This is a genomic window from Nonomuraea sp. NPDC050022 (assembly GCF_044460705.1).
Classification (GTDB): domain Bacteria; phylum Actinomycetota; class Actinomycetes; order Streptosporangiales; family Streptosporangiaceae; genus Nonomuraea.
In genome coordinates, this window is the sequence record NZ_JBITKE010000002.1 from 1,080,172 (window position 1) to 1,095,169 (window position 14,998).

Genomic DNA, 14,998 nt, shown 5'->3' on the forward strand with positions numbered 1-14,998 from the left:
GCGCGTCGAGGCCGGGAGGTTCCGGCTATCCGCAGTGCTCGGACGGGCTGTCGTAGGTGGACGTGCCGGCCTTGCCGCCCCATCTGACGCACTTGTCGGCCGCGTTGGCGCGTACCGGACCCGCGTAGTAGGCGAAGTTACCGCTGTCGGTGATGCGCGTCTGGCCCTCCACCTCCAGGTAGGCGCTGGTGGCCGAGGCCGTGCCGAGCTGGGTCTTCTTGATCGTGGCCACGCAGTTGTAGCCGGTGGTCGAGTTGTAGGTCAGGTAGACGGTGCCCGCCGTACCCAGCGCCGCCGAGTCGATCACCTTGAACCCGGTGCCGCACACCGATTCGGCGGTGTGCGGGTTGGTGGGGCCGGTGCCGCCATTGACGTAGTTCATGTACGTGGTCCAGTTCCAGTTCGGACCCGGGTCGGTGTGGTCGGCGCCGGGCACCTCGCTGTGGCCGAGGATGTGCGTCCGGTCCTTGGGGATGCCGTAGCGGTCGGCGATGTTGCGGGTCAGCGCCGCCGAGGAGCGGTACATCGCGTCGGTGAACCAGGAGGCGTTGTCGACGAATCCCTCGTGCTCGATGCCCACCGAGCGCCTGTTGTAGTCACCGGCGTGGAAGGCCCGGTCCTTCTCCCTGACCATCTGGGTGATGGCGCCGTCCGACGAACGGATGACGTAGTGCGCCGACGTGGGGTTCGGCCGCGGCCCGGTCTGGAACCAGTCGATCGTCCCGGCGTAGGAGCCCTGGGTAACGTGGATGACGATGCGGTCGATCGCGTCGCTGGTCGGGCGGTTGGAGACGGCGTAGTTGCTGCTGTGCGCCGCCGCCCACGTCGCCCCCGGGTAGTCGACCGCCGCCGCGAGCGTGTTGGTCTTGCCCAGCTCCTGCGCCTTGGCGTAGGAGCCACGCTCGGGCTCGACGACCTGTGGCGCCGCCGTGACGGCCTCGCCCTCGGGGGTGGTGGCGCGGATCCCCTGGGCCATCAGGTCGTAGACGGTGTCGGCGTACAGCCGGGCGACCTCCGGCGAGGAGGCGCCGCCGTACTTGGCCACTGCCTGGTACCACTTGGCGGCGTCCTTGCGGGCCTTGGCGTCCAGCCCCAGCTCATCGGCGTAGGCGCGCAGGACGGCGGCGCCGCCCGTGATGTTGGCCGCGGCGTCCGCCTTCAGGGCCGAGACGGGCTGCTCGGTCAGCGTGGCCGCGCGCTCAAGGCTGTGCGTGACGGGGTTGCTGACCAGGTGCATCACCCCGTAGCCGCCGGACGCGCTGGGCTGACCGCGGTGACCGTCCAGGTGGGTTTCGGAGTAGGCGAGGGACACCAGCAGGTCGCGGGGCACCTCGTACGTGGTGGCCGCGCGGGCGAAGGCGTCGGTCATGGGATCGGCGGACGCGGCTCCGGCCGGTTGGCCGGTGAGCAGCGAGAGGGGGATGAGCGCACCGGCAAGCAGCGCGGCCGAACGACGGAGTCGGGCCTGCACAGGTTTCTCCTCAAGAACTGTTCCGGGGGGCATCGCAAGGAGTGGAGGCCGCACGCGGCACCCGCTGATGATCAGCCTGCAAGCGCGGCGTACAGAATTCGTACAGGTGCCGGTGCGCCCTCGAATCTCAGCTGCCGGGCTGGTGACTGCTCCAGTACTCGTCGGCGGCGCCCTGGATGTCCTCAAGGACCTTCTGGTAGCTGTCCGGCTTGACGAGGAAGGCGCCGAAGCCGTCCAGCGCGGCCGTGAGCACGGGCGGCGGCGTGGCCTCGAAGTAGCGGTTGACCAGGCGGTACTGTCCGCTGCCCGCCGCCTTGCTGACCTCCGCGATGGCCTGGTCGGTGATGGTGACCTTGGGGTTGGCCGAGACGTCTCCCCTGGCGGTCGCCCACTTCTCCTGCGCGGCCGGCGTCACCCACCACTTGAGGTACTTCGTGCTGGCCTCGGGGTCGGGCGCCTTGGCCAGCGAGCAGAGCGGGCCGCTCTCGAAGATCATCGAGGTCTTGGGCAGCGCGGGGTTGACGTTCGGGATCGTGAAGTAGCCGTAGTCGGTGCCGGCCTTCAGATCGCGCTGCGTCATGCTCGTGTTGAACCACGTACCGAACGACACCATCGCGGTCTTGCCGGTCTTGAGTACGTCACCCGGGTCGGTCTTGTCGCCGGCGTTGTTGAAGTATCCGGCGTCGATCATCGACTTCCACCGCTTCATGACCTCGACCACGCCGGGATCGGTGTACTTCGCCTGGCCGGTGGACAGGCGGTCGTACAGATCGGGGTCGGTGCCGGCGAGCAGCTGCTCGAACCAGACGAAGGAGAACAGCACCGAGGTGTGGTAGAACGCGGGCACGCCGTTCTTCTTCAGCGTGTCGGCGATCTTGATCAGCTCGTCCCACGTGGTGGGGGGCTTGAGGCCGTACTTGTCGAAGACCTTCTTGTTGTAGAACATCCCCCAGTAGGCGGCGTTCAGCGGCACGCAGTACTGCTTCCCGCCCACCGTGTAGTACTTCGCCAGGTCCGCCGACAGGTCGCCGTTCTTGATGGCCTCCTGCCAGAGGGCGGTCGTCTCGGCCAGCTGCTTCTGGGCGACGACCTCGGCCAGCCCGCCGCCGGTCGTCCAGGTGAACAGGTCGGGCTTGACGTTGGTGCGGAAGGACGCCTTGATGAACGCCTGGTACGTCGGCTCGTCGGTGTAGCCGACCGGCTTCATCGACAGCCCGATCTGCTGCTTGGACAGGGCGCCCATCTGGTCGAAGTATTTGCTCCAGGCGCCCTTGTCGTTGTACAGCTTCAGCTCGGTCTTGCCCGCCTCCTTCGCCGTGTCACCGCTGGAGGAGCAGCCCGTGAGGGCGAGCGGGGTGACGACGGCGCAGATGGCGGCCATGCACAGTAAACGCGACCGGATCATGCCCGGCCTCCTGTTCGATCTTGGGGGGTGTCTCGTACGTGGGCGTCGAGTGGGGGGCATGATCGCGTCCGCCGGAGGTGGATCGGGCGGCCGCACCATGCGTCCTTCGCCCAAGTGAAGTCATCTAATCACTTGATGTGTGGGGTGTCCAGGGCCGCCGGAACCACCGCCCGCCGGGTGGCCTCCCGATAGTCGCGGGGCGCCAAGCCGTATTTCTGGTGAAAAAGCCTGCCGAAGTACGACTGGCCGGAGAAACCGCAGCGCTGGGCGATCTGGCCGATGCCCTCGGTCGTCGTGGTGAGCAGCAGCGCGGCATGCTCCAGGCGGCGCCCGGAGACGAACGCGATCGGCGTGCACCCGTAGTGCGTACGCATGGAACGGGCAAGATGCCCCGGGCTGACCGCGGCCATCGCGAGCAGCCGGGGCAGCCCGTCGCGCAGGTTCTCCTCGCGGCTCATCGCCACGCAGGCCGCCACCAGCCAGCCCGGCCGCCGGTCCACGGCCGTACCGTCGGCCCGTTCCAGGAGCGGGACGACCGCCGTCCACAGCCCGACCAGGTCGAGCACGCGTGGCACACCGGAACAGGCGGCCAGCACGCGGGCGAACTCCGCCGCGACCGGCCCGTCCAGGTCGGTGCGCACCGCCAGGGGAAGGTCGCGCCGCTCCCATTCCGCCGTGCCGGCCAGCCCGGCGAGGTCGGCGAAGGCACGCCAGCGCCAGCTGGGGAAGGCGATGTTGATGAAGCGCATCCCGTCGGCCGCCGTACCCGCGAACTCGTGCCGGTCGTGCGGCCGGACCAGCACCACGTCGCCCGCGCGCAGCGGCATCTCCGCCTCGCCGACGCGCTGCGCGCCGGCTCCCGCGGTCACGAAGACGAACTCATGGAAATCAGCATGACTGTGCGGCTCGGGCCGGTCGCGACGGCCGCCGCTCACCGGCACCAGCGCCGCGTGGTAGGGCAGGCCGTACGCGAAATCCACCCAGCGCAGCACAGTCGGCATGTCAGGAAATTAATAGTTATGGGGCGGTGAGTGCTAGTAAGTCGGGGCGCGGAGGCCGAAGAATCCGGATCGATGTCCATCGCTCCCGCGCACAGGAGAACCTCGTGACCCAGGAAGCCGACCGCACCCTTCAGGACTCCACCCGCCTTCAGGACCACGACCGTCTTCAGGACCGCGACCGTCTTCAGGACCGCGACCGTCTTCAGGACTACGACCGCGACGGCTACACGATCTTCCGGAACGTCATCGACCCCGATCTGATCGCCGAGGCCGGCGACCACGTCGCCTGGCTCCAGGCCAAGCACCCCGAATTGCTCGGCGAGGACCTGGGCACCGAACTGGTGGCCGGCGACCCGTTCTGGGTGCGGCTGATCTCCGACGATCGGCTGCTGGACATCGCCGAGCTCTTCGTCGGCCCGGACCTCGCGCTGTTCGCCTCGCACTACATCAGCAAGCCGCCCTTCTCCGGCAAGGCGGTCCTCTGGCACCAGGACGGCGCCTACTGGCCGCTGGAGCCGATGCGGGTGATCACGCTCTGGCTGGCCGTCGACGAGTCCACGCCGGAGAACGGCTGCATGCGGGTGATCCCCGGCTCGCACAAGGAGGCCCTGCACGAGCTGCGGCAGCGCGACGACGTCGCCAACGTGCTCGGCTCGGAGAGCGCCGTGACGGTGGACGAGTCCCAGGCCGTGGACCTGGTGCTGGCACCCGGCGACGTGGAGGTGCACCACCCGAACATCCTGCACGCCTCCACCGCCAACACCTCCCCCAAGCGCCGCTGCGGCCTGACCATCCGCTACATCCCGACCTCGACCCGGATCACCAGCGAGGAACAGCCGTTCGTCTCGGCGCTGCTGCTGCGCGGCCAGCCGGGCGCGAATGTCTATCAGCCGTTCCCGAAGTACGTGGCAGGCGAGCACATGCCCTTCACCGGAGCCACCGACCCACACTGATCCGACCTCTCCTAACCCGCCCGCTCGTCCCCCACCCGCCCCCTGACTTCGCCGACCTCCTCTGCCCACCCTCCCCCTGACTTGGTCAACATCCAGGTGATCTATGTTGATGGAGGGATGTTGTCCGTGCTCAGGCCGGACCCCATCGGGAGGAGAGAGCAATATGCAGGCGACGGCGCCGATCGTGGTGGTCACCCGGCCGACCTTGCCGGGCACGGGTCTCGAACGGCTCGGCCGCGTCGCCCAGCTACGCCAGTGGTCCGAGGTCACGCCGCCGCCACCCGAGCGGCTGCGCGACCTCCTCACCGGCGCGGACGCGCTGCTGTGCCAGAACTCCGACCATGTCGACGCCGCGGTGCTGGAGGCGGGCGACCGGCTGCGGGTGCTGGCCCTGCCGAGCGCGGGCTACGACGGCACCGACGTCGCCACCGCGCGGGAGCGCGGCATCGTGGTCACCAACACTCCGGGTGTCCTGCACGAGACCACCGCCGACACCGCCTTCGCCCTCATCCTGATGGCACGGCGGCGGCTGCTCACCGCGGCCGACAGCCTCAGGAACGGCGGGTGGACCGGGAGCCGGCTGGACGCCTACCTCGGACTCGACGTGGCGGGGGCGACCCTGGGTCTCATCGGCTACGGCGAGATCGGGCAGGCCGTCGCCCGCCGGGCGATCGGGTTCGGCATGACGGTTCAGCACACCTTGTCCCGGAAGCCCGATGACGAGCTCTCCCAGGCGGTGTCCCTGCCCAAGCTCCTGAGCACCAGCGATGTGGTGTCTCTTCACGTACCTCTCACCGACCAGACCCGCCGTCTCATCGGCGCGGACGAGCTCGCGATGATGAAACCCACCGCGACCCTCGTCAACACCGCCCGCGGCGGCGTCGTCGATGAGGCCGCGCTCCTCGCCGCCCTGCAGGCCGGGCGGCTCCATTCGGCCGGGCTGGACGTGTTCGACCGCGAGCCGCGCAACGGCGTCGGCGACCCGCTGATCCAGCACGAACGCGTGGCGGCGCTCCCGCACATCGGCTCGGCCACCGAGGCGACCCGGGCCCGGATGGTGGATCTCGCCGTGGACAACATCATCGCGGTCCTGAACGGCGAACCGCCCCTGACGCCTGTCCCCTGACGTCCATCCTCTGACGCGTCTCTGACCCCCCGCGCGCCCGTCGGCTGCGCGTCCTCTGACGCCCTGCGCGCCCGGCCTCGATGTTCACAGACGCGACCGGCTGCGGCGATGTGCGGGATGGCCTCGGCGAGCTGGTCATCCCGCACATCGCCCCGAAACAGTCAGCCGGGCAGGATCGTCAGCCGGCCACACGCAGGCGCGAGCCGACCGGGACGGGCTCGGGCGCCGGTTCGAGCCCGCAGTGGTGACCGCAGTTGTGGCGGTCGCGGTGGTGATGATCACGGTGGTGATCGGGTGTGGTCGTCCTGGAGGTGGATGTCGCCGTCGGAGTGGACGTCGCGGTCGCCGTCGGAGTCGACGTCACCTTCGGAGTAGCAATCGCCTGAGGCGTCGTAACCGTCTTGGGCGTCGAAACCACCTTCGGCGGCGTAACCGTCTGAGGAGTCGAAACCGTCGGAGGCGTCGAAACCACCTTCGGAGGCGCGTCCACCTGGGGCGTGGAAACCACCTTCGGCGTCGGAGTCGGCTTCACCGGCTGGGCCGGGGTCGGCCGCTCTACCGGAGTCGGTACCGGCCGCACCGGCGGAGTCTCCGCGCATGGCGGGAGGGCGGGCGGCGTGACCTGATGCGCCAGAGGGCAGTCGTCCTTGACGGCCGTCTCGGTCCCAGGCCTCCCCCGATCCTCGTTGACCTCCTCTTCGACCTCCTCGTCCACCGGTACGGTCACGTCGGGCATGGCGCCGGTCGTCACCGTGTTGCCCACCTCCCAGAAGACGTTGCAGTCCTGGGCGCCGCCGACGAGTTCGACGTCGCTGTCCGGGCCGGTGAAGAACGCGGTGCCGATCTGGAAGATGAAGACGGCGTCGGGATCGCCCTGAGCGTCGAGGGTGACAGTGCCGGTCAGCTCGACCGAGGACGCGGCCGTGTAGACGCCGGGTTCGAGGGTCATGCCTTCGAGATCGCCCGAGATGCTGGTGGCCGGGCTATCGCAGACGTCCTCGTTTTGGTGGCATGACCGCGGCTGGGCCGCCTTCGCACCAGATGGCCATGTGGTCAGCAGAGCCCCGGCGACGACGAGCACGAAGGCCCCCGCCAGCAGAGAGACCCATCGCGACCGGTGGGAAGCGCGACCAGAGATTACTTCCATGTAGTGAATCTTTTCTATAGGGGAGCGCGCTGGATACAGCCGGCTTCCACCCGCGCAGCTAGGTGAAACGGCAAGCAACTCGGCATGATATTCGGGGAGATCAACGACCGCCGACAACTGACCGGTAAAGGCGCGACAAAGCCTCTGCCACTTATCAGCCAAGGCCCGAGATCACCCGATGAGACGACTTATCCCAATTCTCGGCCCAAGACGCTCAAGACTCCTCCGTAAACTTCCCTTGCTCACCCCGGACATAGTGGAGGCCTTCTTGCGTGACCGCATGGCAATCGACAGGCGCGGCAATGCGCGGCCGATCGCATGGAGCACGGCATTGGCCGCCATGACCATGGCCGCGGCCTGCGGAACGACCGCCCCGCCACCGGCCGCCGCACCCCACGCCGCCCCGATCCAGCAGGTCGCGCCACTGCCGGTGTCGGCCGCGCAACGGGCTCGGCTGACGCGCTCCACGACGTACACGAGATTGCGCGGCGCGCCGAAAGACACCGCGCCTTTCGAGCCGGGAAATGGGCACGTGACCCATCCCACGCAACCACAGGTGGTTTATGCCAGCCCCGGCGGCGCACCGGTGGGCATATTGCCGACCACTTCAGTGGGCGGCCCGGTATGGGTGCCCATAGTGGAAGAGCAGCCGGGATGGGTTCGCGTCATGCTGCCGAGCCGCCCGAATCTGTCGACGGGCTGGATATATACCGCTGGCGGCGGGTTGCGGAATGCCTACAGCCCTTATTACGTACGCATCGATTTGGCCGCTCATCAACTCACGGTGTTCAAGTCCGAGCGCAGTCTGGGCACGTGGAAAGTCGCCACCGGCGCCCCGTCGACCCCCACGCCAACGGGACGGACGTTCCTGCTCGCCTCACTGACTCCGGAGGATGCGACGTACAGCCCGCGCATGCTCGCTCTGGGCTCGCACTCGGCCGTCCTCCAGACCTTCGACGGCGGGCCCGGCACGATCGGGCTGCACGGCTGGCCGGACGAGAGCGTGTTCGGGCAGGAGGTCAGTCACGGTTGCGTCCGTGTCCCGGCCGCCGCCCTGCGCGTCCTGGCACATGTCCCGTTGGGCAGCGCGGTCGTCATCAACCCATGAATGCTCGAAACTCAACCTGGGTCGTCCTGCCGGTTCCGGACCACGGCGAGCGGGCACGGGGAGTGGTGCAGCATGGCCTGGCTGACCGAGCCCATGACCATGCCGGCGAACGCGCCGTGCCCGTGCGAGCCGACCACGAGCAGGTCGGCGCCCTCAGCGGCCTGACGCAGCACCTCCACGGGGTGACCGTGCACGGCCTCCTCGATCAATTCGACATCGGGATGGTCCTGACGGTGTCCGGCCAGCGCCTCGCGCAGGATGAGCCGCCCGTCCCGCTCATCCTCCTCGCTCGTGGGCTGGAACCCGCTCCAGGCATGTACGGCCCGCAGGGTCACACCCCGCAACTCCGCCTCGGAGAAGGCGAAGTCCAGCACCCGACGGCGGGTCCGCGGCGAGCCGTCCACCCCGGCCACCAGCTCGCCACGAGGAAGGGACGGCAGCTGCCGCACGACGACCACGTCGCAGGGCGCGTGCCCGGCCACCCCGTACGCCACGGACCCCACCAGCAGCCCGCGCACTCCCCCGAGCCCGTGGCTGCCGATGACCAGCAGCTCGGCCTCCTTCGCGGCCCCGATCAGGGCGGCTCGAGGATCGCCGGGCAGGAGCATCGTCCTGATGTTGATCTTCGGGTGTTCGCCGCGCGCCCGGTCCTCGGCCGCGGCCAGCGCCATCTCGCCCCCGTCGCGCATCCACTTGGCCACGGCGGCATAGTGGCCGGACGCCGTCTCGCAGGCCCATCCCGGCATGGCGTGCACCACGGTCAATGGCACCTCGCGCAGCGCGGCCTCCCTGGCGGCCCACCCGACGGCCTCGAGCCCCGCCCGCGAGCCGTCCACCCCGACAATGATCATGATCTGCCCCCGTCCGACGTCCCCTTCCCCGACACCCCTACCCGGCGAGCCGAAGTTTCCGCAGGTCAATCCAGTGGAGCCCACGGGACCACCGCCCATTACGGCGCGATCGAACCGAGACACCCGCTGGGCCGTATCTGCACATGTGAGCGGTGATCGCGCGTGAGCGCCGATCGGAACGAGCCCGCCGGACGTGTCGTGCGCGCGGCGGTGTTCGCGGTCGTCTGCGTGTACGCCGCGCTGGGCATGCACGTGCTGGCCGGTGGCACCGGCGCCGGGCTGGGGATCGTCGCCACCGCCACCGCCGTGACCGGCGCGGGGGCGTACGTCCTCGCGCGCCGGCGGCGGAGCTTGGGAACGCTGCTCGTCGCCTCCTTCGCCGCGCAGTACGGCATGCACCATCTCTTCGGTCCCGGCCCCGGCCTTCCGCTGACGGGACACCACCTCGGCGGACTGTCCGCCGGGGTCGGGATGCTGCTGGCGCACGTGCTGGTCGCCACGGTGTCCGCCTGGTGGCTGGAGCGTGGTGAGACGGCACTGGCCACACTGCTGTTCCTGCTGGCCTGCTCGCTCCGCGACCTGTGGCGCCCGCTGACCGACCTCCTCGTGCCGACCTCGACACCGCGCCGCGTGGCGCCGGTCGTGGCGCTCACGCCGGGCATGCCCGCCGCCCAGGTGCTGGCCTGGGAGCTGTGCCGCCGGGGGCCGCCTCAGTAGGCCACGCCTGCTGAAGCCGACCATTTACCGGCGCCGCGTGCCGCCGGGACCGACCGCGTGCATCGCCGTCGTCGTACCCGGAAGCCGCACGTCCGGTCCGTCATGACCGCCTCCGCTGTTCGCGGCTCGATCGCGCGGTCATGACCGCCCCCGCTGTTCGCGCGCCCCGAGACGGGCGCGTCTCCGGAATGGAGAACCCCATGACCTCTGTCGAGGTACGGCCGCCGACCGTCCAGCCCACCCCGGCCCTGTCGTCCCAGCGCTATCGCATCATCTGGCGCTGGCATTTCTACGCCGGGCTGTTCGTCGCCCCCGTTCTGCTCATCCTCGCCATAACCGGGTCGATCTACCTGTTCAAGGAGCCGTTCGAGGAGTGGCACTACGCCGATGTCCGCACGCTCGCCGCGCCGGTAACCACCGCGAAGCCCCTGTCGGAGCAGATCGCCGCCGCCCGCCAGGCACGGCCCGGCGCGGCCGTCATGTCGGTCATCCCGCCCACCGCCCCGGACCGGACCACCCGGGTCATTCTGCAGGGCGCCGACACCGGCCCCTTCGCTCAGGGCGTCTCGGTCTACGTCGATCCGGCCACGGCCCGCGTGGTGGGGCAGATCGACGACGGCACCACCTTCATGCGCGTCATACGTACTATCCATGGTGAGCTGATGGCGGGCACCATCGGCGACCGGGTCGTGGAGATCGCCGCGTGCTGGGCGCTGATCCTCATCGCCACCGGCACGTACCTGTGGTGGAGCGGCCGACGTACCCACAAGCGGGCGAAGCGGTCGGGCCGCGGCCGACTGCGCCGTCTGCACACCCTCACCGGAGTCGGCGCCGGGGCGGCGGTCGTCTTCCTCGTCCTGTCCGGCCTGCCCTGGTCGGGCGTGTGGGGTGACGGTCTCCAGCGCATCCAGGACAGCACCGGTTCGACCACCCCCAGTGCGGACTCCTTCCCCAACACCTCGACGCTCTCCGGAGACCTGTCCACCAACCCTGACGCCAAGGTGCCCTGGTCCGCCGAACGACTCCCCGTACCGCAGTCCGAAGGTCACGCCGCGCACGAAACGGCCGGCGGCGTGCTGCAACCGGGTGCGGTGCCCATCGAGCGGGCCCTGGCCGCCGCCCGGCCGGTCCTGCGCGACTGCCGGCCCGCCGAATGCGACATCAAGGTCCTCCTCCCCAAGGACGCGAAGGGCGTCTACACCGTCGTAACCGACAACCGCCGTGACCCGGCCGCCGCGCAGACGCTCCACGTCGACCAGTACAGCGGCCGGGTGCTCGTCTCCTACGGCTGGGCCGAGTACGGCATCATGGCCAAAGCCGTCGAACAGGGCATCGCCCTGCACGAGGGCCGCCGCTACGGCACCGTCAACCTGCTCGTCATGCTCGCCGCCTGCCTGTCCCTGATCACGCTCGTGGTCACCGGCGCGTGGATGTGGTGGAAGCGCCGCCCGCGCGGGCGCGCCGGGGCGCCCGCCCGCGCCACCAACAGGCGCGGCGCGTACGGAGTGATCGCCGTCATGGCGGTGCTCGGCCTGCTGTTCCCGCTGGCGGGGGTCACCATGGCGGCCGTGCTGCTGCTCGACTGGCTGGTGCTCCGGCGGATACCGGCGGTGGCGCGGGTGATCGGCTGACACTCCGGCACGCCCGGCCGCCGCTGCGGCCGGGCCGGCGAGACGTGCTCGTCACGGCTCGCGATAGTCGGCGGCAACCCCGATCAGCGAGATGAGGCCGGAGGCGAACTCCATCGCCTCCGCGTGCCCCTCGCTGAACGGCGGCTGGAACCCCACTCCCTCCCACATCCGGGTCGTGGGGTTCCACAGGTCGCTGCCGACCTCGAAGTCCCAGCCGAAGACGCCGTGGTCGTACCAGAGCTCGTCCGCGGAGTTGCCCGCCGCCGAATAGAGCACGTCGGTCACCGGCCCGGTCTGCTGGGGCCAGGTGACCGTGCCGCGTTCGGCGGCGATGGCCTGCTCGATGGTGCGGGCCGAACGCAGGAAGTACGCCTCCTGCCGGGGCGTGGGCCGGGGCAGGGTGACGCGGCCGTCGAGTTTGTAGGCGCCCGGCGGCCACATGAAGTAGCCGCCGTAGCTGTGGACGTTCATCGCGAACTTGATGTTGCGATACCGCTGCGCCAGCCACATGACGTTGCGGCTCTCGGGCTCGGAATGCTCGGCGGGCCCGGCGTACGTACCGCTCTGGCAACTGGCCGAGGCGCCGAAGTACCCGTCCGACAGCGAGCCCACGGCGTAGTTGCGGTTGACGTCCACTCCCCAGGTGTTGCGGAGCGCCGGGTCGGACTGCTGCGCGGGGCAGTGGTTGGTCATGTTCTTACGCTGGGAGTTGAAGTCGTAGAAGCTGTAGTTCGCGCCGTCGGGGTTGACCGTGGGCACGATGAAGATGTCGGTGCGCTTCAGCAGTTCCCGTGTCGCCGCGTCGCGCGGGTAGTTGCGCAGCAGTCGCTCGGCCGCCTCGATGGTGACCAGCGGCCCCACCCATTCCCTGGCGTGTTCCTGCGCGTAGGCCAGCACTCCGGTGCGCGAGCCGTCCCGGTGTACGCCGACGCGCAGGGCCAGCACCCGCCACGGCGCGCGGGGGACGTCGGCCGGTGCCTTGAGGAAGTCGCTCAGCTGGGTGAGCGGGGCGGGCGCCATGACGCCCTGTCCCGCGTCGGTGCGGTAGGTCGTGGCCTTGACGGCGATGCCCGGCGTCGCGTTGATCGCCGCGACCACCTGGGCCGCGGTGCTGGTGGGCGTGCCGGAGCCGTCGGTGGCCAGGCTGACGGTGATCTGCTTGCCGTTCACCGTCACCCGCAACTGCCGGTCGGGCGCTCCGGGGGTGACGAGCTCGATGGCCAGGTCGTTGCCGCCCTCGGAGCCGTAGGCGTTCGAGGTGACCACGACGGCGGCGCCGGGCGGGGTTCCGATCAGGGCCTGGGCGTTGCGCCGGTAGCCGTTGGTCGGGTTCGGCAGCGTGATGATGTCGGTGAGCTTGGGGAAGCGCCGGTGCAGCGCCTTGACCCGCTCGTTGAGCTGGGTCGGTGGCATGTACTGGCTGACGAAGTCCTTCTCGTAGCCGGGACCCTGGCGGTCGGGCCGCTCCCCGTCCGGCCACTCCTGGACCCGCGCGTCCGCCTTGCCACCGGCCGCCGACGTGACGGTGATCCACTGCGGCCGGTTCTCCGCCGGCACGGGGGTGCTGAGCTGGTGGCCCAGGTAGGCGCCCGCGTCGACGTACGGCACCATCGGCACCTGACCGCCCGAACCGCCCTTGCCCGTCCAGCTCACGCTGAGCGTGGCCGCCGCCCCCGCGCTGCTGGACGCCTCGACCGACAGGAAGTAGCCGTCGCGGCTCTTGAACCACACCGCCCGCTCGATGACCAGCTGATCCGGCACGGCGGCGCCCTTCGGCGTCGCCCGGGAGCTGGGCGGCGTGCCGGGCGCCAGGGTCGCGCCGAGCGCGGCGAGCGCCGTCAGCTCGCTCGGCGTGACGACCGCGTCGACCTGGACGCTGCCGTCCGCCTGCGGCCGTACCCGCTCGGTGAGGTCCGCCCCCGAGGCCGTCAGCCGCTCCATCGTGGCCTGGTCCGGCACGGAGAGCGTGACCAGAGAGGCCGGCTCCGGGTCGGACGGCCCGGCGACCGCCGGGACGGATTGCCCCGAGGTCAGGAACGTCGTGAGAAGAACGATCGCCAGAACGACTGCGGACGCCCGTAAGCCACGCATCGGCTCCTCCTGGATCACCGGTATGGAGATCAGTGAAAGCCGACATGACAAAACTGGCAAGACCCACTCGAAAGCCGCAATACGCCAGGCGACCTACCGCAGGAGTTGTACGCGGCCCCGGCCCGCAGGGTGAAGGTTGACCGCTTTCTCCACCCGGCGGTTGACGCGGAAATTGGCACCGCTTTGTAGCTTGATGCCCGGTTTCTCACTTGGAGGAGGAAGCGATGCGAAGTTCCCCACGGTGGTTATCGCGCGCGTTGACCGGACTGCTGATGATCGCCGGAGCGGTCGTGGTCCCGGCCGGCGTGGCGCGGGCGCAGACCTGCTCGACGACCCTGCCCCACCCCGACGGCTACGGGATCACCTGCGTGAGCGTGGACCGGCACCTCCAGGGCAACGGGTCCGAACTGCGGGACATCACCATGACCTCCACGGCGATCTTCCAGGCGTCCGGCGGCACTCCGGCGATCGACCCACTGGCCCGGCCGATCACCGTACGGATCTACCTGCCCAAGGACTACGACCCGGCCAGAAGCACCCGTTACCGCTCGCTCTACCTGCTCAACGGCGGCGGGGACAACTACGACGAGTGGACGACGAAGACCGATCTGGTCTCCCTGGTGGAGCAGGCGGGGGCCTATGACGGCATCGTGGTGATGCCGACCGGGGGGATGACCGGCTGGTACAGCGACTGGGTCGGCCGCACTGACGGATATTTCGCGCCCAAGTGGGAGACGTACCATATCTCCCAGCTCATCCCCTGGATCGACGCCAACTTCAACACCATCGCCGACCGGTCCGGGCGCGGGCTGGCCGGGCTGTCGATGGGCGGCTTCGGCACGCTCAAGTACGCCGCCGCGCACCCCGACGTGTTCTCCGTCATCGGCGCCTTCTCCCCGGGCATCGACCTGCGGGGCATGCCCGCCCAGCGGACGATCTCCGACTCCATGTGGGCGTCCGGCGCGGCGATCATGCCACTGACGGACTGGGGGGCGTTCCGGGTCAACAAATACGAGAACGGCGTCCTGGTGCTCGACCAGGACAAGCAGCGGCGCTACCGGCTGGAGAGCCTGTTCGGGCCGTACACGAGCACCGTCTTCAACGGCAAAACGGTCGACGACTGGCCGTCCGTCAACCCGGCCGAGCTGGTGACACAGGGCAAGTACGCGCCCTACAGCGGCCGGTTCGGCCTGTACGCGGGCGGCTGCAAGGAGTTGCCGGGCGCTCCCGGCAATCCCCAGTACGCCGACGGCCACCATCCAGCGCCGAAGACGTGCGCCTACGACAGTAAGGCCCATGATGACGCCTTGTCGGTCGACGAGACCATCCTCGGCTCGTACGCGAGCGACTTCGACAAGACGCTGACCAGTCTGGGAGTGAACCACCGCTACTGCTACGGCACCGGCGGCCACGACTGGAACTCCTGGCCTGACGACCTGGCCGACTTCCTCCAGTACGCCTACGGCACGGCCCCGGCCTACTGCCCCAACGCGTGAC

The 14,998-nt window shown here is 69.6% G+C and carries 12 protein-coding genes; 6 read left to right on the top strand and 6 right to left on the bottom strand.

The window, feature by feature from the left end; all coding sequences use genetic code 11:
• Positions 1-25: 25 nt before the first annotated feature.
• The 3 genes from ACIBO2_RS11335 to ACIBO2_RS11345 form a co-directional block, all read right to left on the bottom strand.
• Positions 26-1,471: an N-acetylmuramoyl-L-alanine amidase gene (locus ACIBO2_RS11335; protein WP_397296584.1), complete on the bottom strand. Its 1,446-nt coding sequence runs from the start codon at positions 1,469-1,471 to the stop codon at positions 26-28.
• Between the two features lie 127 nt (positions 1,472-1,598).
• Positions 1,599-2,876 carry an ABC transporter substrate-binding protein gene (locus ACIBO2_RS11340; protein ID WP_357952227.1) on the bottom strand — a complete coding sequence of 426 codons (1,278 nt, stop codon included), beginning with the start codon at positions 2,874-2,876 and terminating at the stop codon, positions 1,599-1,601.
• Between the two features lie 128 nt (positions 2,877-3,004).
• Positions 3,005-3,877: an AraC family transcriptional regulator gene (locus ACIBO2_RS11345; protein ID WP_397296586.1), complete on the bottom strand. Its 873-nt coding sequence runs from the start codon at positions 3,875-3,877 to the stop codon at positions 3,005-3,007.
• Positions 3,878-3,981: 104 nt separating this feature from the next.
• Between ACIBO2_RS11345 and ACIBO2_RS11350 the strand changes: the two genes are divergently transcribed.
• Together ACIBO2_RS11350 and ACIBO2_RS11355 are read left to right on the top strand one after the other, a co-directional pair.
• The gene (locus ACIBO2_RS11350) at positions 3,982-4,830 is read left to right on the top strand and encodes a phytanoyl-CoA dioxygenase family protein (RefSeq protein WP_397296588.1); all 849 of its coding nucleotides are present in this window, start codon (positions 3,982-3,984) and stop codon (positions 4,828-4,830) included.
• A 163-nt stretch (positions 4,831-4,993) separates the two neighbouring features.
• Positions 4,994-5,956 carry a 2-hydroxyacid dehydrogenase gene (locus ACIBO2_RS11355; protein WP_397296590.1) on the top strand — a complete coding sequence of 321 codons (963 nt, stop codon included), beginning with the start codon at positions 4,994-4,996 and terminating at the stop codon, positions 5,954-5,956.
• Positions 5,957-6,134: 178 nt separating this feature from the next.
• Here the strand turns inward: ACIBO2_RS11355 and ACIBO2_RS11360 are convergent, their stop codons facing one another.
• The gene (locus tag ACIBO2_RS11360) at positions 6,135-7,103 is read right to left on the bottom strand and encodes an ice-binding family protein (RefSeq protein WP_397296631.1); all 969 of its coding nucleotides are present in this window, start codon (positions 7,101-7,103) and stop codon (positions 6,135-6,137) included.
• 268 nt (positions 7,104-7,371) lie between these two features.
• Here ACIBO2_RS11360 and ACIBO2_RS11365 point away from each other — a divergent pair, with 268 nt between their 5' ends.
• A complete protein-coding gene (locus ACIBO2_RS11365; protein WP_397296592.1) occupies positions 7,372-8,211 on the top strand; it encodes a L,D-transpeptidase in 840 nt (279 codons plus the stop codon).
• 11 nt (positions 8,212-8,222) lie between these two features.
• Here ACIBO2_RS11365 and ACIBO2_RS11370 read toward each other — a convergent pair whose 3' ends face one another.
• On the bottom strand, positions 8,223-9,062 hold the full coding sequence (locus tag ACIBO2_RS11370; protein ID WP_357952221.1) for a universal stress protein: 840 nt from the start codon (positions 9,060-9,062) through the stop codon (positions 8,223-8,225).
• Positions 9,063-9,224: 162 nt separating this feature from the next.
• Here ACIBO2_RS11370 and ACIBO2_RS11375 point away from each other — a divergent pair, with 162 nt between their 5' ends.
• On the top strand, positions 9,225-9,779 hold the full coding sequence (locus ACIBO2_RS11375; RefSeq protein WP_358544433.1) for an MFS transporter: 555 nt from the start codon (positions 9,225-9,227) through the stop codon (positions 9,777-9,779).
• Between the two features lie 200 nt (positions 9,780-9,979).
• Positions 9,980-11,410, top strand: a complete 1,431-nt coding sequence (locus ACIBO2_RS11380; protein WP_397296595.1) for a PepSY-associated TM helix domain-containing protein — start codon at positions 9,980-9,982, stop codon at positions 11,408-11,410.
• A gap of 51 nt (positions 11,411-11,461) precedes the next feature.
• On the opposite strand, the gene ACIBO2_RS11385 is transcribed toward ACIBO2_RS11380, so the two are convergent.
• Complete coding sequence (locus ACIBO2_RS11385) at positions 11,462-13,501, bottom strand: M14 family zinc carboxypeptidase (RefSeq protein WP_358544436.1); 2,040 nt, start codon at positions 13,499-13,501, stop codon at positions 11,462-11,464.
• Between the two features lie 224 nt (positions 13,502-13,725).
• On the opposite strand from ACIBO2_RS11385, the gene ACIBO2_RS11390 reads away from it, so the two are divergent.
• Positions 13,726-14,997: an alpha/beta hydrolase-fold protein gene (locus tag ACIBO2_RS11390; RefSeq protein WP_358544437.1), complete on the top strand. Its 1,272-nt coding sequence runs from the start codon at positions 13,726-13,728 to the stop codon at positions 14,995-14,997.
• Position 14,998: the final 1 nt, after the last annotated feature.

Excerpts from the sequence above, each read along its gene's own strand:
- ACIBO2_RS11340 (WP_357952227.1), bottom strand. The coding sequence starts at position 2,876 with ATGATCCGGTCGCGTTTACTGTGCATGGCCGCCATCTGCGCCGTCGTC.
- ACIBO2_RS11345 (WP_397296586.1), bottom strand. The coding sequence starts at position 3,877 with ATGCCGACTGTGCTGCGCTGGGTGGATTTCGCGTACGGCCTGCCCTAC.
- ACIBO2_RS11355 (WP_397296590.1), top strand. The coding sequence starts at position 4,994 with ATGCAGGCGACGGCGCCGATCGTGGTGGTCACCCGGCCGACCTTGCCG.
- ACIBO2_RS11360 (WP_397296631.1), bottom strand. The coding sequence starts at position 7,103 with ATGGAAGTAATCTCTGGTCGCGCTTCCCACCGGTCGCGATGGGTCTCT.
- ACIBO2_RS11370 (WP_357952221.1), bottom strand. The coding sequence starts at position 9,062 with ATGATCATTGTCGGGGTGGACGGCTCGCGGGCGGGGCTCGAGGCCGTC.
- ACIBO2_RS11380 (WP_397296595.1), top strand. The coding sequence starts at position 9,980 with ATGACCTCTGTCGAGGTACGGCCGCCGACCGTCCAGCCCACCCCGGCC.
- ACIBO2_RS11385 (WP_358544436.1), bottom strand. The coding sequence starts at position 13,501 with ATGCGTGGCTTACGGGCGTCCGCAGTCGTTCTGGCGATCGTTCTTCTC.
- ACIBO2_RS11390 (WP_358544437.1), top strand. The coding sequence starts at position 13,726 with ATGCGAAGTTCCCCACGGTGGTTATCGCGCGCGTTGACCGGACTGCTG.